This window comes from Alteribacillus bidgolensis (assembly GCF_002886255.1).
In the GTDB taxonomy this organism is placed as follows: Bacteria; Bacillota; Bacilli; order Bacillales; family Marinococcaceae; genus Alteribacillus; species Alteribacillus bidgolensis.
Genome location: NZ_KZ614149.1, coordinates 3,568,447 through 3,584,378, shown reverse-complemented (window position 1 = coordinate 3,584,378; position 15,932 = coordinate 3,568,447). Strand labels below are relative to the sequence as shown.

The window sequence follows — 15,932 nt, the reverse complement described above, 5'->3', positions numbered from 1 at the left end:
ATCTAACCAAAGCCAAAAATTCAAACAAATAAGAAATCAATAGATATAACAAGAAATACAAAGATATCTTTCTATAAACTTTATAAACAAAAAAGTTTATAGAATTTCCGTAAATATTGTGCAACTTATAAACTTATTATTTTATAAACTGCACATATTGGTATAAAAAATACCAGTCTGCCGGTAATTCTGGCCAGACTGATTTATTTCATTATTTATCCGTTTGTTCCAATATTTTTTTATTAAAATAGGATCTCCTGGAATTTCCATATACGTAGAAGCTTTTAATTTTCCCACTTTTTCCATTTACTATATACAATTTTTAAGGCAAAAAAACAACATGAGCCCTAATCGCTCATGTCTGGTTTTATTAAATACTTAAAAATTGCTTTACCTCTTCTTCTATTAATTCAGCACCTTCATACACTATTTTTCCTCGATCCATTACATAAAAATAATCACCTGCTTTTTTTGCAAACGACATGTTTTGTTCAACAAGTATCATGGAAGTGTTTGTTGTTTCTTTAATATTTAAAATAACGTCTTGGATGTCTTTTACAATATTTGGTTGAATGCCAGGAAGCATCGCTTTTCGGCTTGATGAAGTCCAACCTCCAAATATTACATGAACTTCATCTTGCTGTAGCAGCTTGGAAGCTTTTTCTGAAAAAGTTGGTTCATCCGAAGCACCGTCTTCTATAATAGGAACCAATTCTTTTCCTAATACACCACCATTTTCATTTATTTCTTCAATGGCCAGTAATTCAGCATCTCTTACTGATGTCTCACTCATAGCCATCGTTCCACTTAAAGAATGAAGGATACCAACAGGAATTTGATCCTCATCTTACTTCAATTTCTTCTGATTCTTCTGCGCCCCCAGTTTCTCCTTCAGAAGCTACACCCGTTGCTCCAGTCACTTCATCAGCATCCGTAACCGATTCTCCTCCGCCTTCTGAACAAGCAGCAAGCATTATAAAAAATAATGCCAAAGTAAATAAATACAATGTTGGCTTGTGCGATAAATATTTCATTGTGCTCCCCCTTCGCTGTTTGTGTTATTAACGTTAATGAATAACGATAGTGTTTTCAGCAAAATTGTAAGAAATATTAACGATGATTTTCGAGTTTAAGTTTCTACTTCCATATGAAGGAAATAAATAATCAATAAAAGAAATACATCATTATGGATCCTCACATTTCATGTAAGGTACACTAACAATTTCTATTTATAGATAAAAGAGGTGCAGCCTGTGAAACTATCTCCGATTGAACAAGAAAAGCTCCTGACTTTTATGGCGGGTGAATTGGCTAAACAGCGTAAAGAACGAGGAATAAAATTGAATTATCCAGAAGCAATCGCCCTTATCAGTTCTTATATTGCAGAAGGGGCCCATGAAGGAAAGTCAGTGGCACAATTAATGAGCGAAGGAAAGCAGAAACAGACGGGTTTCTTTATACAACTGGAAGTATGGAAGGCTTAAACGATACGATTTTGCCATTATTAAAAAACGAAGACGTGACAACTGTCGACGTGGCAGAAGACATTGAAAAAGTGGAATATCAGCAGTACGAGTGGGAAACTGCAGCATCTCATTCCCACAGTCACACTCACGGGGATAAAACCTATACACATGAACATTCTCATCATGAAGATGAAACATCAGAAGCACATACGCACAGCCCAAAGAATCCCCATGTTTGGATCGATCCGGTAAAAGCAGAAGAAATAGCTCACCATATTAAAGACGTTTTAATAGAGCTGGATCCTGAACACAAGTCTGACTTTGAAGAAAACACGGAACAGCTAGAAAAAGACTTGCAGGAACTTGATAAAGAGTTTGAAGAGGCCCTAAAAGACACCAATAAACATTCTGTATTTGTTGCCCATCCAGGATATACCTATTGGGCAGAGAGATATGATTTTGATGAAATTCCGATAACAGAAACGGTATCTTCAAACGAACCATCCCAGAAACGAATGCAAATACTAATTGAAAAAGCCAAGACAGAGAATATTCAATATGTTGCCTTCGAAAAAAGCTTCAACATTGGAACAGCCGAAGCTTTTGCAGAAGAGATAGGGGCCAAGCCCGTCTATTTGAATAATTTAGAGAGCTTGCATGAAACGTCAGAGAAGGTAGATTATTTTTCTTTAATGAGAGAAAATATCGATTCACTTGATAAATTGTTAAATAAGTGAATTATTTATTTGCCGTCCTTTCTTCTCAAGAAAGGACGGCTCTTTATTATGAGTTATTAAACGTTTGAGAGATCTCCTTTTCAGCAAAATCTTCATTGGCTGCTTCTAATTGTTTATGCTCACCCACAGAATCACCTGCAAAATTGTCTTCCGTATCAAAAGGTTTGTTCATTTTCAAACTAGTATGAGCACCAATTTCACCTGTAGTATTAGCCTGTGTTGGAAATTTAAATTTCTTTTTTGATTGTTTTTTCATTTTTTTCACCTCTCTTATAGCATGTGAGTTTTTTTAAGAATAAAACATGTAAATTCCACTTATGCTACATATACGTCTAAAAAAAGAGAAAGGATCGATACTATGGAATTTGTAGATAACCTGTACGAATTATATAAAAATAAACTCACTGGAGATGAAGAGGACGCATTAATTATTATTGAAGGGATTATGCAGTCCTTTAGCAGAAAAGATATGATTCAGATGATAGATAATCTTTCAGAACAAGAGCGTTTCGACATGCTCGCATTATTTTTATATGAAAAATTCCGGCAGAAAATGGCTGAAGAAGGAATCGGCCAAACGAAGAACAGAGATGATGAAAATGTAAAGTATTACCATTAATTCTCTTTACAGGGGGTTACAAGGACTTAGATATGGGCTTCATTTCCAAAAAAAAGATGCCCATCTACGGGCACCTTTAGCTTTCTAATCCTTTAATTAACGTTTGTTCGACATTGGTTAAATGTTTAAGCATTGCTGTTCTTGCCTGGCCAGCATCTTCTGCTTTAATAGCCAAATAGATAAGCTCATGCTCTTCATACAGTCGTTTAAGTGTTTGCTTTTCCGAAAACAGCCAAACCCTCCTGCTTTCAAACATTGATTTTCGCAATGTATCTGACAGCTGATTCATCACGTCTAACATTAAATTATTTTTAGAGGCTTCCGCTATAGCTAAATGAAAAGCAACATCTGATGCTTCTCCTACATTGTCTTCTCCTGAAGCACGCAGCATGTCTTGTAAAGCGTTACCTATGTTTTTCAGGTGCTCTTCCGTTCTTTTTACGGCAGCAAGCTCTGCGGCACCTACTTCCATAATTTTTCTTATTTCAAACAATTCAAGCATTTCTTTTTTCGAAATAATCCGTTCAGGTTTCATCGGATCAAGTACGCTGGAAAAATCATAATTGTTTACAAACGTGCCTTCCCCTTGCTTAATTGTTACGATCCCGACAGCCCGAAGTGCGCTCAACGCTTCGCGGACAGCTGACCTGCTCACTTGAAATTGATCCGCAAGCTGAACGACAGAATCCAGTTTTTCCCCAGGCTGCACATCACCTCGTTTAATCATTTCTTCTATTTGCTCTCGGACTATTTCCGAGATTTTTTTAGATTCAATTTGTTTAAAGCTCATGCGGGAGTCTCCTTCATTGCCTTTTGAGCTATCATTATACCACAAGAGCCGCTCGATTTTCTTCTATTACCTGTCATCGATTAAAATATAACAAGCTCTTACCGGACCGTGTACTCCCACCACCAGGTTCAGTTCAATGTCCGCACTATTACTTGGACCAGATATAAAGTTTATACAGGAAGGGACTCGATTACCAGCTTGGGCTTCTTCATGAATTTTCTTGCTTACTTGGCTCATGCGCGGCACGATCGTGCTTAATGGAATCAAAGCAATATAGAAGGTAGGTAACAGACTGACAGATTGCCCTTTTCCGCCTCCGTTCATTAAAACGACTGTTCCTGATTCTGCCAGCGTATAATCAGAAAATGTAATTCCGATATCAGCCTGCTCTGTGATTTTAATATCATCTTCATCAGGCGCCGAGCCCCAGATGCTTACATCCGGCCTTTCTATAAAAGGCGTCAATCCGAACTCTACAAAACGAGGATCGTCCCAAATAGAAGCTTTTTTGGCCCCATACTCTTTCATCACATTATCAATTACAGCAGGCAGGCCGTCTATATTTGTTTCTCTAACATCCGTGTGAATCGCTGTACATTGCTCTTTTAACACATTAACAAGTTGATCGGTTGTATAATCAGCCATAATATCCCATTGAGGCTGTTTTTGATAAAAGGGCCGCTCCACACCGGAGGTTCTTCGTTCACGTCCAAGTTTTTCAGCAATATTATTTAAAAAGGACTCTTTATTTTGTATTGTTCCCTGTCTCATCAAGAATCCTCCTTCTTTCTGTTTTTAAACCAATCACGGAAACGCTCTTTCTCTGGAGCAGGAAAGCTTCGTACGTCCGTCCATCCACCGAGCGGTCCAGGGCCTTTTTCTATGAATCCGTCTTTTGAAAATGGCGATAACATGTAAGGCGCCGTTTTTGCAGCCATCTGGAACAGTCCCGGCGAACTTGCGGCTAACCCGAAACCTTTCATCGCGTAACTTTCACCAATAGATGTTTTCTTTTCTTCTTCGGCAATGACTTTGCGATGTTCAATCAGCAGTTCATGAAGTGGAATTTTTACCGGACAAGCATCTGTACAGGCTGCACAAAGACTTGATGCGTACGGTAAATCTTTATGGTCTTCATAGCCTTCAAGTAATGGAGAGAGTACTGCTCCGATTGGCCCTGGATATATAGAGCCGTAAGAATGGCCTCCGACATGGCGGTATACCGGGCACACATTGATACAGGCTGCACAACGTATGCAGTGAAGCGCTGATTGGAATGCAGTCCCGAGAATGTTGGAACGTCCGTTATCCACAATAACGAGATGGAATTCTTCTGGTCCATCCAGGTCGCCTTCTTCACGAGGTCCGCTAAGACCCGTTACATAGCTTGTCAGTTTCTGGCCGACAGCGCTTCTGCACAGCATACTAACCAAAACATCGAGCTCTTCCCATGTAGGAACAATTCTTTCCATACCCATTACGCTAATTTGCGTTTTCGGGATCGTTGTAGCAAGACGGGCATTTCCTTCATTGGTAACAAGCGAAACACTTCCCGATTCTGCCACAGCAAAGTTACAGCCGGTGATACCGATATCTGCTTCTAAAAATTCCTGGCGGAGCCGTTCACGCGCAAACTGCGTTAACTCTTCGGGTTTAGAAGTTTTATCGTACCCTTTTAACCGTTCAAACGTTTCCCGAATTTGTTCTTTGTTTTTATGCAGAGCTGGGGCGACGATGTGAGAAGGCGGATCGTGATCATCGATTTGCAGAATATACTCCCCGAGGTCGGATTCAATCACTTCACAGCCTGCTTTTTCTAACGCATCATTCATGCTGATTTCTTCTGTCACCATCGATTTTGATTTAATGATTTTCTTTGCTTCTTTTTTAGCTGCTACTTCTTTCACGTATTCATTCGCTTCTTCTGCGGTTTGAGCAAAAAACACATGTCCCCCGTTTTTTACAACATTTTCACTAAGCTGTTCTAAATAAAAATCGAGGTTTTCGAGGGTGTGTGAACGAATTTCCTCTGAATGAGTCCTCCACTCTTCCCACTGGCCTAAGTCTTCCTCTGCTTTTGCTTTATTTGTATGAAGCCTGCCTTGAGCTTCTCGGACAGTTTCTCTCATATAAGAGTCGCCAAGTCCTTTATTCACACGGCTCTCAAAAGAACGTTCCCCAATTTTCATTGGCATAGCCGATTCCTCCTTTTTAGGCTTCCCTGCTGTTCAGTACTTGGGCAATGTGCATTACTTTAATAGGTTTATTTTTCCGGTTAATACGTCCGCCAATGTTCATTAAGCAGCCGCTGTCTGCTCCTATTAAAATATCAGCTTCCGTTTCTTCAACGTGATCTACTTTCTCATCTACCATCTGTTCTGAGATGGAGGTCATTTTTACTGCAAAGGTTCCGCCAAAACCACAGCAGTTTTGTTTGTTCGGGAGATCTTTCAATTGAAGTCCTTTAACGTTTGATAGGAGCTGAAATGGCGCTTCCTTTTCTCCAAGCAGCCTAGTCATGTGGCAGGATGTATGATACGTCGCTTTTGCCACTAGAGATGCTCCAGTATCCGTGACATGAAGCACTCTATATAAAAACTGTGTTAGCTCATACGTTTTTTCTGCCAGGGCTTCAGCTCTTTCATCCCATTTCGGTTCATCCTTCAATAGTTGTGGATACTCTTTAAGCATCGCAGCGCATGAACCGGAAGGAGTGACGACGGCATTAGCATGTTCAAACGTTTTTATCATATGCTTTGCGGCTTTCTTTGTATCTTTATGGTAGCCGCTGTTGTATGCGGGCTGCCCGCAGCAAGTCTGATTTTCGGGAAAATCTATTTCACACCCATGTCTTTCTAACAGCTCAACCATGTCTTTTCCGACACCTGGATAAAACACATCGCCAAGACATGTAATAAATAGAGATACTTTCATTAATCATCCGCCTCCTTAGGCACTTCGGTTCCATTTGTAAAACTGCTGCTCTGCTTTATTTTGAAGCTGTCCTTGATAGCAAGCATAAAGGAACAATACGGCGATAATGGCAGCCATCACTGTTCCAATGTTGAAGCCAAGACCGTGAATGAATATATATCCTGCCCCTCCAGCGAAGAACACATAGTAAACAGTTGGTATGAAAGTCTTTCTAATTAGTTCTCCTTCTTTTCCAATTAATCCTGCAGCAGCCGAAGCCGCTACAACGTTGTGCACACAAATCATATTCCCAGCAGCACCGCCCACTGCTTGAAGAGCAACGACAATCGATGGATTAATGCCGACATTCTGCGCCGTTCCAAATTGGAATAAAGAAAACATCATGTTGCTAATTGTATTACTTCCTGCTACAAAAGCACCTAATGCTCCAATGGCCGGTGCAACTGCTGGCCAATTGCTTCCTGCAAGCCCCGAAACACTTTCTGCAAGCACAAGCGGCATGCTTTCAAAACCGCCATTGTTAGCGTCGGAATTAATAAAAACTTGAACCATTGGTACAGAAAAAAGCAGTGCAGGTGACGCTGCCAAAATTGTTTTTCCTGACTCTTTCCAGGCCCTTCCGTATGTGGAACGATTCATTTTATATAAAAACGCAGATAATACAGAAACTATTAATAATATAAACCCGGGTAAAAATAAAGGGGTGCTTTCAATTGAAATTGAGCTTCCAAATACTTTTTCTGCTTTTATGACAAATGCTTTAAGCCATGCTCCAAATGGAAGCGACTCTAAACGCGTGATCACAAGCAATACCCCTACAATAATATAAGGAATCCAGGCTTTTACTGGGGATACCGGCTGCAAGGTTTGAGCTGGTTCAATTTTCAGATTTCCAGTCCATGCCGGATCCCATGTGGAAGACGCTGCAAAATCCCAATCTTTTTTCGGCATAAACAGGCCTTTTTTAGCAGCAGGCACGACAATTGCAAGTCCTATCAATCCACCAAACATCGCAGGGAACTCAGGACCCAGTAAATTAGCTACTAAAGTAAAAGGGATCGTAAACGACAGCCCCGCAAATAATGCAAACTTCCAAACGGCCAGACCTTCTTTAATCGAACGATTTTCCCCAAAAAAGAACGTCAGCATGGTTACCATAAACAGCGGAATAAATAAACCGACAATTCCATGAAAAATGGCTACTTCTCCGCCAATCATGCGAACATATTGGTCTAATGTCATTCCTATTGAGGCTGCTGTTTCTTCTACAGCAGAAGAGCCCGCAAGGCCCGACTGCACTCCTATTAATATCGGTGTTCCCACCGCTCCAAACGAAACGGGTGCTGATTGAATAATTAAGGCAACCATTACAGCTCCCATCGCTGGAAATCCAACGGCAACTAATAAAGGAGCTATAATAGCAGCCGGTGTGCCCCAACCAGATGCACCTTCAATAAAAGAGCCAAATAACCAGCAAATAATAATGGCTTGAATTCTTCGATCTGGACTAATATCAGTAAACCCTTGACGAATAGTTTGTATCGCGCCGCTTTCTTTCAACGTATTCAGCATTAATATTGCGCCGAACACAATAAAGAGAACTTCCAAGGCAGTAGTAATTCCTTGCAAACTAGCCCCAGCAATCTGATTAACAGGTACTTCCCAAACAAAATAAGCAACCAATACAGTTACAAGAAAAGCAATCGGCATCGCCTTTTTTGCCGGCCAGCGAAGAAATACGAGAAAAAATAATACTGTTATGATAGGTATTATGGCTAAAAATGACAAGGCTCCTGTACTCAATTGTTCCACTCCTTTTCACTATACAACACATTAGGTCATCAGATGTCTAATATGTAAGTGTTTTCATAGTATCAATGTTTGGGATCGTTTTCAATAGGAAAATGAGAAAAGTTCGGATTTCCTCTTCTAAAAACGCACACATCCTGTACGTTACAAGCCTTCGTCTTTTCTAATACTTTTTTCCGTTAGCAAAGTTAAACATTCTTAAAGTATAAAAAAAGCTTCTTATTAATGTAAAAAACATTTATAAGAAACTAAGAAACAAACTATTCATTTTTAGACTTTTAAAAAATGATAGTTATCCACTGAAGTATTCACATGTTCCAATCTCTTCGCCACTGTTCAGGTAATTTAATCCCAGCTTGTTGAAATGCTATATAGTATTGCCCTTGATGGATGCCTTCATGCTGAATGGCTATGTGAAGCAATTCCTCCGGTGTAATATATTCCTGATACATAAGGATTCGGTGCTTCTGTGTTTCTTCAAACGCCCAGGATAATTCTTCTGTGCTTCGTCTTAATTCAAGAATGATAGATGCATCTCCTGGCACTAAATGTCCTGGAAATTCTACTTTACCTGTCATAAGAGAACCAGCGTAGACGCCTCTGACTCGAATCATGTGCATAAACCATTTTCGAATCGTTCCCAATTCAGCAATTAATGGCTTGTCCCATAACTTTTCGGGTAATTCTTCGGCCAATTGGTTTGTCATATCAGCAGCATATATGAAACCATTGGTATTAATTATCACCACACCCTTTTAAAGTTATTGTTTCTTCATTTAAATCACTTTTCCTGCACAATCACTATAAATGTTTAGAAAAACTCGGCATATCACCTTGTAAAAAAACTTCCTAATAACACCACGTCTTATACGTTAAATGCCGCAGTTTAGCTTAAACTGATGACAATACCTAACAAGGTGAAAAAGCTGCCCCGTTTAAAAGCGGAGCAGCTTTGCCTGCATTATTTCTGTGCTGGTATTTTCTTTTTAGCTTCGATGCGGCGTTGATGAAGAATTGGTTCTGTATAGCCGCTTGGCTGGTCATAACCTTGAAAGACGAGGTCACACGCAGCTTGGAAGGCAACAGACTCATCGTAGTTTTCAGACAATGGCTTATATCCCGGTACGCCTTTATTTTGTTCATCTACCACTTTTGCCATCCGCTTCAGTGTCTCTAGAATTTGATCTTTTGTACAAATACCCTGATGAAGCCAGCTTGCCACGTGCTGACTGGAAATACGAAGGGTTGCCCGGTCTTCCATCAAGCCAACATTATTAATGTCCGGCACTTTCGAACAGCCGATACCCATTTCCACCCAACGCACAACATAACCTAAAATACCTTGAGCATTATTATCGAGTTCTTGCTGAATTTCTTCTGCACTCCAATTTGGTTCTTCAGCCACAGGGATTTGAAGAATCTCATCTTCAAGATTTTCTGAGCTTTCTAGTAATTGTTTTTGAACTTCTTTTACGTCTACTTGATGATAATGAAGGGCATGCAAAGTAGCCGCAGTAGGTGAAGGCACCCACGCTGTATTGGCTCCAGCTTTTAATTGGCCTGCTTTTTGTGCCAGCATATCTGCCATTAATTCAGGCATAGCCCACATGCCTTTACCAATTTGGGCATGGCCTTGCAATCCTGATTCTAACCCTTTAAATACATTTGATTTTTCATACGCCTGGAGCCAAGTAGACGTTTTCATTTCCCCTTTTCGTATCATTGGACCAGCTTCCATGGAGGTATGAATCTCATCCCCTGTACGGTCCAAGAACCCTGTATTAATAAATATAATTCTCTCTTTTACTTCTCGAATACACGCTTTTAGGTTCAAGGACGTTCTCCGCTCTTCATCCATGACCCCGATTTTTAAGGTATGACGTTCAAGCCCTAACAAATCTTCTATTTTATTAAACAACTTGTTAGCAAAAGCGACTTCTTCTGATCCATGCATTTTTGGCTTAACGATATATACGGAACCTTTAGCGGAGTTTTTATACTTTCCATTTCCTAAGAGATCATGTTTAGCAATTAAACTTGTGATTGCTCCGTCTAAAATCCCTTCAGGTACTTCATCACCGTTTTTATCTAAAACAGCATTGATGGTCATTAAATGGCCGACATTTCGAATCAGCATATGGGACCTTCCCGGCAGTGTTAGTTCTTCTCCACTTGAGGATTGGTACGTACGATCTGGGTTGAGGGACCGAGTTACGGTTTTCGCCCCTTTTTGGAAAATTTCCGTTAGGTCACCTTTCATCAACCCGAGCCAGTTTCGATAGACAAGCACTTTATCTTCGGCATCAACAGCTGCAACGGAATCTTCACAATCCATAATAGATGTGACAGCGGATTCAAATAAAATATCTTTAACACCTGCCGGATCGGTTTTTCCTATTGCATGTTCTGGATCAATTTGAATTTCAAAATGAAGGTCGTTGTTTTGTACCAAAACGGCTGTAGGTTGTTCTTTGCTTCCTTGGTAACCTGCAAATTTGGAAGCATCTTTAAGACTTGAAGCAGCCCCGCTTTCAAGCGTTACTTTAAGGGCACCGTTATCTATGGTATAACTCACCACTTCTTTATGAGACCCTTGCTCTAATGGAATAATTTCATCAAGAAAGTTTTTTGCATATTCTATAACTTTTTGACCACGGGTTGGATTATATGCACTAGTCTTTTCCGCACCGCCTTCTTCACTGATCGCATCTGTTCCATATAATGCATCATACAAACTTCCCCATCTTCCATTCGCTGCATTTAATGCATATCTTGCGTTACTCATCGGAACTACTAGCTGCGGACCTGCCTGCCGGGCAATTTCATCATCCACATTTTGGGTTGATACTTGAAAGTCCTCTACTTTTGGTTCTAAATAATTTATTTCCTTTAAAAAATTTTTATACTGATTGAAATCAAATGAACCTTTATGTTCCTTATGCCAGCTATGGATTTTTTCCTGGATTTCATCACGTGTTTCTAATAATTCTTTATTTTCAGGTGCCAGCTCATGAATAATATTATCCAGACCCTGCCAGAACTTTTCACTTGTTATACCTGTATCTGGTATAGCTTCTTGATTAATAAATTCATACAGTTCAGATGCTACTTGTAAATTGCCTGTTTTCACATAATTACTCATTGTTATTGCTCCTCTCATATTGTTGCTTATTATGAAACGTTGTTTCTGTTTGTTTATATTTTATCATGCCCTTATTACTTTTTCAATTGTTCAGACATTTTTTTAGAAAAACTAGCAAGCTGCCTGCGAGGTCTTCAGCTCAACCTTTCCGGAGGGAGTCGCCGCCTTCCGCTACAATCGATATAATGTTCGTTTTTGATAATCAAAATAGCACTTATGAAATTGATTCAAAGTATAAAAAAATGGAGAACAAGTTATATTAAACTTCTTCTCCACTATTACCGCCATAACCCAGTCGACGCGAGACTCGACTGCCAATTTCCAAAAATTTATTTTTTAAATCATTCATCCTCTCTTCCCCCATTCGAATGGAAGGACCGGAAATACTAATAGCACCTACAATTTCGCCTCGGAAATTAAATATGGGAACGGCAATACATGTAATGCCTACTTCATTTTCTTCTTTTTCGATCCCATATCCACGGTCTCGAATTTCTTTAATGTTTTCCATTAATTTATCAGGTTCCGTTATCGTTTTATCTGTATGGGGAGGCAGTCCTTTCTGATCAATAATTTCTCTGACTTCCCCTTCTGGTAAATAAGCTAAAATCGTTTTTCCGGCACTTGTACAGTGCATCGGTGCCCTTTTACCAACCTGTGAGTGCATGCGAAGCGTTTCATTTCCTTCCAGTTTTTCAATGTAGACAGCTTCTTTTTGCGAATAAATAACCAAGTGAATCACTTCATTCGTTAATTCTTCAAGCTCTTTAAGATAAGGTGCTGCTTCTTTACGAATATCAATGGAATCAAGCAGCTTTGAGCTTAATTCTAAATATTGGTATCCTAAACGGTACTTTTTCGTTTTTGCATCCTGTTCAATAAATCCGTGCTCCATTAATGTAGAAAGTAAACGAAATATAGAACTTTTGTTTAATTCTAGTTGACTGGCTAATTCCGTAACCCCGTACCCATCTTTTTTTGTACTGACCAGTTTAATAATCGTCAATGCTCTATCTACAGATTTAACCATGCCGATCCCTCACTTATTTCCCGGTTCACACAACCTTCAAATATAATGTCCGTCCATTATAACATTATTTAGAAAGTAAAAACTTTGCCCATCAGTGGACAAAGTTTATGTTATGTTAAATATTAATCCTCTCTTACCAGTTCTTGTTCTAATTCAAAGTCCTTTACGTAAGCTTTCGGAAGGATAATCTTTTCTTTGTCAAAATCATCTAGATTCCTATTTTTACGTACTCGATTAGGAGTATCTGGGTTCGCTAGAGCCTGGCGGGCAATCGCAACAAAGTCTGCAGCTTGTTGATCAATAAGGGAAGCCGCTTTTTCAGGATTGCTGAGACTTCCGCATGCAATCACAGACACATCTGTAAATTTTTTTACAGCTTTACTCATTGTCATAGTCCCTTCCCCAAAACCAGATGTAGCTGCATCGTCATCAGACAAGTGTATATAATCAACGTCGGAATTTCCTAGTGCACTAAAAATAGTCTCAGCATCTTTTTCTCCTCCAGACCAGCGGAAATGCGGGTTGGTCGCTTTTAACTGAGAAACACGAAGCCCAAGAATCATACCGGTCTTTTATTGCCGTTCGAACATCCCTAATCAGCTCTAATATAAATCGCAGCCTCTTTTCATCAGACCCTCCGTACTCATCATTTCGAACGTTTACTGTTTCGGATAAAAATTGATCAAGAAGATAGCCATTTGCACCGTGCAGTTCGCCTCCATCAAATCCAGCTTCTTTTTGCATAGACAGCTGATTGTTTGAACTACTCCAACTTACAACCTTGGTCTGTTTGAAGTGGGAGATAACTGTTTAAAATATTTTCCCCTTCTTAACAAGAAGACAGTAGGGATAGTCGACAATGGATATAGCTAAAGCCATATCTTGTCCGAAGGCGATTCATCTCCCGCTGTCGCTTCTTGAAGTGGGAGTCTTTTCGCCTAAGAACGATAAATTTACCAGGAGCTTGTTCCGCTGATCCTATTGCTTACTCTTTTTTCCTTCTTTCCACAATTCGCTGCGAGAAGTTGTAATACTGACTACTCCTCCTTCAAAAGCAGTTTTTACATCCTCTTTATTCCGTATAAGTCCGCCTGCGATAAGAGGAACTCCTGTTTCACTTTGCACTTCATGTATGATTCGAGCTGGTAAAATGCCGGGGAGTACTTCAATATAATCTGGTTTATTCTTTTGCATCAGCCGATAACTCGTTTCAAGGGCCATTGAATCTAATAAAAATAAACGCTGTATAGCTAGCAGTCCAGCCTGCTTTGCTGCTGCTACGACATTATTTCGAGTAGAAATCAAACCCGCGGGCCTGATCGTTTGAGACAGAAATTGTGCCGCATACTCATCGTTTCTCAATCCTTGCACCATATCAGCATGCAAAAGTACTTTTTTATGATTTCGTTTCAATTCTTTTACTAAACTGCTAAGCTGGCCAATATGAGTATGCAGTAAAACAATATACTCAAAATCACTTTCCATCAGCCGTTCTACTTCTTTTATCGAACGGGCTGCAGGCAGGATTGATTGTCCTCCAAAATGCATGTAAATAGCCTCCTCCCTTTCCGTTTTTTCTACGACGTTAATTTAACCTCTTCATTTAAAGGTTTCACCGCATCCTGTAAGGCATTTTCTAGTTCTGTTCGGTATTTTTCGCTTTGTTCTTCACTCCACTCTAGTTCCTCACCCATCAATTTCTGCACTTCGTCTTTACATTGCTGTACCCACTGAATATTAAAAAACAGAGCTCCCGTTCTTCTAACAAAGAAATCTGCCAGGGTTCCTGCCATTTCTTCTTCTATAGCATACATTACTTGAGCATAAATAGAAGGGGCAAGAGGTGACGTACCCGCTCCCTGTTTGCTTTTTGCCACATGATCAAATAAGACATCTACATTAGAACCGTACATTTTTGCTAACGATTCAGCTTCCTGTTCAGACAGCCCAATCTGAAGGCCCGCTTTTATTTTTTCTTCGACGAATGATTTAAAATTACTTGAACCGCCTACATTCCCTCCAGAAAGCGGCCATTGCTTTGTCTGACAGGGTTGATAAACGATACCATATTCTTCTTTTAACTTCTTAGAAACTTTATCAACCACAATTTCTGCCATCTTTCGGTAACCGGTAAGTTTTCCACCGGCGATGGTCAAAATACCAGAATCGTGTTCCCATACTTCATCTTTTCGGGATATTTCTGAAGGATCCTTTCCTTCTTCATAAATAAGCGGACGCAGTCCAGCCCAGCTCGATTCTACATCCTCTACCGAAATTTTGACATCTGGAAACATATAGTTTATGGAATCTAATACATACTGCCGGTCCTCTACTGTCATTTTAGGATGGGCAGGATCCCCTTCATATACTGTGTCAGTCGTACCGGCATAAGTCTTTCCATCTCTTGGGATCGCAAATACCATGCGGCCGTCCGGTGTATCAAAATAAACAGCCTGATTTAGAGGAAAGACGCTTTGATCAAACACTAAATGAATTCCTTTAGTTAACCGAAGGTGTTTTCCATGTTTAGCTCCATCTTTTGAACGTAAAGTGTCTACCCATGGACCCGCTGCGTTAATAATTTTACGTGCTCTTATCTGATAAGTCTCACCTGTCCATAGATCCTCTACCACTACACCGGCTGCTTTGCCGTCCTCATATAAAAAATCAGTGACTTTTGTATAATTTATTAAAGAAGCACCGTTTTGAACCGCTTCTTTTGCTGCTTCTATCGTTAGTCTAGCATCATCTGTTCTGTATTCCACGTAATATCCGCTGCCAAGCAACTTTTCTTTTTTTAATAAAGGAGCTTTTTTTAATGTTTCTTCTCTGTTAAGCATTTTTCTTCGTTCGCTTCGCTTTACTCCAGCCAGAAAATCATATATTCGAAGACCAATGGAAGTCGAAAGCGGACCAAAATTTCCGTTTTTATGAAGAGGCAGCATCATCCATTCTGGTACAGTAACATGAGGAGCATTTTCATACACAACGGCTCGTTCTTTCCCCACTTCTGCCACCATCTTCACTTCAAATTGTTTTAAATACCTAAGTCCCCCGTGTACAAGTTTCGTCGAGCGGCTAGAAGTGCCGGCTGCAAAATCCTGCATTTCAACAAGTGCTGTTTTCATCCCCCTTGTAGCAGCATCAAGTGCAATTCCGCTCCCAGTAATCCCCCCGCCAATAACTAATACATCAAATTCTTCACATGTTAATTGTTCTGTTACCTTTTGTCGATGCTTATTTGAAAAAGTATTCATCTTTAAGATGCCTCCTTTTTATTACATAAACATTTAGCTAGTTTAGTCTTATTCCGTTAGACAAAATATGCTTTCAATAAAGTAAAAAAAGAAACCAGAAAATCCCCTTCTCATCTGGAAAGGGTTTTCTGGTTTCTCCTTGTCTCCA

The 15,932-nt window shown here is 39.8% G+C and carries 16 protein-coding genes and 2 pseudogenes; 3 read left to right on the top strand and 15 right to left on the bottom strand.

Annotated features, from left to right (window positions below; all coding sequences use genetic code 11):
- Nucleotides 1-570 precede the first annotated feature (570 nt).
- Nucleotides 571-841: pseudogene (locus tag CEF16_RS17800) on the bottom strand (transporter substrate-binding protein); the annotation flags it as partial.
- A gap of 1 nt (nt 842) precedes the next feature.
- On the bottom strand, nt 843-1,034 hold the full coding sequence (locus tag CEF16_RS17795) for a hypothetical protein (RefSeq protein WP_091584304.1): 192 nt from the start codon (nt 1,032-1,034) through the stop codon (nt 843-845).
- A gap of 219 nt (nt 1,035-1,253) precedes the next feature.
- Between CEF16_RS17795 and ureA the strand changes: the two are divergent.
- Both ureA and CEF16_RS17785 read left to right on the top strand, forming a co-directional pair.
- Nucleotides 1,254-1,448: pseudogene (ureA, locus tag CEF16_RS17790) on the top strand (urease subunit gamma); the annotation flags it as partial.
- 23 nt (nt 1,449-1,471) lie between these two features.
- The gene (locus CEF16_RS17785) at nt 1,472-2,203 is read left to right on the top strand and encodes a metal ABC transporter solute-binding protein, Zn/Mn family (protein WP_091584299.1); all 732 of its coding nucleotides are present in this window, start codon (nt 1,472-1,474) and stop codon (nt 2,201-2,203) included.
- A gap of 46 nt (nt 2,204-2,249) precedes the next feature.
- Here CEF16_RS17785 and CEF16_RS17780 read toward each other — a convergent pair whose 3' ends face one another.
- A complete protein-coding gene (locus CEF16_RS17780; RefSeq protein WP_091584296.1) occupies nt 2,250-2,459 on the bottom strand; it encodes a hypothetical protein in 210 nt (69 codons plus the stop codon).
- Between the two features lie 102 nt (nt 2,460-2,561).
- Here CEF16_RS17780 and CEF16_RS17775 point away from each other — a divergent pair, with 102 nt between their 5' ends.
- The gene (locus CEF16_RS17775) at nt 2,562-2,822 is read left to right on the top strand and encodes a DUF6154 family protein (RefSeq protein ID WP_091584295.1); all 261 of its coding nucleotides are present in this window, start codon (nt 2,562-2,564) and stop codon (nt 2,820-2,822) included.
- A 76-nt stretch (nt 2,823-2,898) separates the two neighbouring features.
- On the opposite strand, the gene CEF16_RS17770 is transcribed toward CEF16_RS17775, so the two are convergent.
- From CEF16_RS17770 to CEF16_RS17715, 12 genes are all read right to left on the bottom strand, one after another.
- Nucleotides 2,899-3,612 carry a FadR/GntR family transcriptional regulator gene (locus tag CEF16_RS17770; RefSeq protein ID WP_091584292.1) on the bottom strand — a complete coding sequence of 238 codons (714 nt, stop codon included), beginning with the start codon at nt 3,610-3,612 and terminating at the stop codon, nt 2,899-2,901.
- Between the two features lie 66 nt (nt 3,613-3,678).
- A complete protein-coding gene (locus CEF16_RS17765) occupies nt 3,679-4,383 on the bottom strand; it encodes a LutC/YkgG family protein (RefSeq protein WP_091584290.1) in 705 nt (234 codons plus the stop codon).
- Nucleotides 4,383-5,807 (bottom strand): LutB/LldF family L-lactate oxidation iron-sulfur protein, encoded by a 1,425-nt coding sequence (locus CEF16_RS17760; RefSeq protein WP_091584287.1) that lies wholly within the window; start codon nt 5,805-5,807, stop codon nt 4,383-4,385. Before CEF16_RS17760 ends, CEF16_RS17765 begins: the two co-directional genes overlap by 1 nt.
- Before the next feature lie 16 nt (nt 5,808-5,823).
- Nucleotides 5,824-6,546, bottom strand: coding sequence for a (Fe-S)-binding protein (locus tag CEF16_RS17755; RefSeq protein WP_091584284.1), 723 nt, complete (start codon nt 6,544-6,546; stop codon nt 5,824-5,826).
- 15 nt (nt 6,547-6,561) lie between these two features.
- Nucleotides 6,562-8,349 (bottom strand): L-lactate permease, encoded by a 1,788-nt coding sequence (locus CEF16_RS17750; protein WP_091584282.1) that lies wholly within the window; start codon nt 8,347-8,349, stop codon nt 6,562-6,564.
- 314 nt (nt 8,350-8,663) lie between these two features.
- On the bottom strand, nt 8,664-9,101 hold the full coding sequence (locus tag CEF16_RS17745) for a DinB family protein (protein WP_245917914.1): 438 nt from the start codon (nt 9,099-9,101) through the stop codon (nt 8,664-8,666).
- Nucleotides 9,102-9,316: 215 nt separating this feature from the next.
- Nucleotides 9,317-11,497: a malate synthase G gene (locus CEF16_RS17740; RefSeq protein ID WP_091584279.1), complete on the bottom strand. Its 2,181-nt coding sequence runs from the start codon at nt 11,495-11,497 to the stop codon at nt 9,317-9,319.
- A 259-nt stretch (nt 11,498-11,756) separates the two neighbouring features.
- Nucleotides 11,757-12,527, bottom strand: a complete 771-nt coding sequence (locus CEF16_RS17735; protein WP_091584277.1) for an IclR family transcriptional regulator — start codon at nt 12,525-12,527, stop codon at nt 11,757-11,759.
- Between the two features lie 122 nt (nt 12,528-12,649).
- The gene (locus CEF16_RS17730) at nt 12,650-13,090 is read right to left on the bottom strand and encodes an oxidoreductase (RefSeq protein WP_091584274.1); all 441 of its coding nucleotides are present in this window, start codon (nt 13,088-13,090) and stop codon (nt 12,650-12,652) included.
- Nucleotides 13,011-13,271: an oxidoreductase gene (locus CEF16_RS25405; protein ID WP_091584270.1), complete on the bottom strand. Its 261-nt coding sequence runs from the start codon at nt 13,269-13,271 to the stop codon at nt 13,011-13,013. Before CEF16_RS25405 ends, CEF16_RS17730 begins: the two co-directional genes overlap by 80 nt.
- 234 nt (nt 13,272-13,505) lie before the next feature.
- Nucleotides 13,506-14,075, bottom strand: a complete 570-nt coding sequence (locus CEF16_RS17720; RefSeq protein WP_091584268.1) for a glycerol-3-phosphate responsive antiterminator — start codon at nt 14,073-14,075, stop codon at nt 13,506-13,508.
- Nucleotides 14,076-14,104: 29 nt separating this feature from the next.
- On the bottom strand, nt 14,105-15,784 hold the full coding sequence (locus tag CEF16_RS17715; protein ID WP_091584265.1) for a glycerol-3-phosphate dehydrogenase/oxidase: 1,680 nt from the start codon (nt 15,782-15,784) through the stop codon (nt 14,105-14,107).
- Between the last annotated feature and the right edge of the window lie 148 nt (nt 15,785-15,932).

What these genes read in the sequence shown, in the direction of transcription:
- CEF16_RS17795 (WP_091584304.1), bottom strand. Translation starts at nt 1,034, where the DNA reads ATGAAATATTTATCGCACAAGCCAACATTGTATTTATTTACTTTGGCA.
- CEF16_RS17785 (WP_091584299.1), top strand. Translation starts at nt 1,472, where the DNA reads ATGGAAGGCTTAAACGATACGATTTTGCCATTATTAAAAAACGAAGAC.
- CEF16_RS17780 (WP_091584296.1), bottom strand. Translation starts at nt 2,459, where the DNA reads ATGAAAAAACAATCAAAAAAGAAATTTAAATTTCCAACACAGGCTAAT.
- CEF16_RS17775 (WP_091584295.1), top strand. Translation starts at nt 2,562, where the DNA reads ATGGAATTTGTAGATAACCTGTACGAATTATATAAAAATAAACTCACT.
- CEF16_RS17770 (WP_091584292.1), bottom strand. Translation starts at nt 3,612, where the DNA reads ATGAGCTTTAAACAAATTGAATCTAAAAAAATCTCGGAAATAGTCCGA.
- CEF16_RS17765 (WP_091584290.1), bottom strand. Translation starts at nt 4,383, where the DNA reads ATGAGACAGGGAACAATACAAAATAAAGAGTCCTTTTTAAATAATATT.
- CEF16_RS17760 (WP_091584287.1), bottom strand. Translation starts at nt 5,807, where the DNA reads ATGCCAATGAAAATTGGGGAACGTTCTTTTGAGAGCCGTGTGAATAAA.
- CEF16_RS17755 (WP_091584284.1), bottom strand. Translation starts at nt 6,546, where the DNA reads ATGAAAGTATCTCTATTTATTACATGTCTTGGCGATGTGTTTTATCCA.
- CEF16_RS17740 (WP_091584279.1), bottom strand. Translation starts at nt 11,497, where the DNA reads ATGAGTAATTATGTGAAAACAGGCAATTTACAAGTAGCATCTGAACTG.
- CEF16_RS17735 (WP_091584277.1), bottom strand. Translation starts at nt 12,527, where the DNA reads ATGGTTAAATCTGTAGATAGAGCATTGACGATTATTAAACTGGTCAGT.
- CEF16_RS17730 (WP_091584274.1), bottom strand. Translation starts at nt 13,090, where the DNA reads ATGATTCTTGGGCTTCGTGTTTCTCAGTTAAAAGCGACCAACCCGCAT.
- CEF16_RS25405 (WP_091584270.1), bottom strand. Translation starts at nt 13,271, where the DNA reads ATGCAAAAAGAAGCTGGATTTGATGGAGGCGAACTGCACGGTGCAAAT.
- CEF16_RS17720 (WP_091584268.1), bottom strand. Translation starts at nt 14,075, where the DNA reads ATGCATTTTGGAGGACAATCAATCCTGCCTGCAGCCCGTTCGATAAAA.
- CEF16_RS17715 (WP_091584265.1), bottom strand. Translation starts at nt 15,784, where the DNA reads ATGAATACTTTTTCAAATAAGCATCGACAAAAGGTAACAGAACAATTA.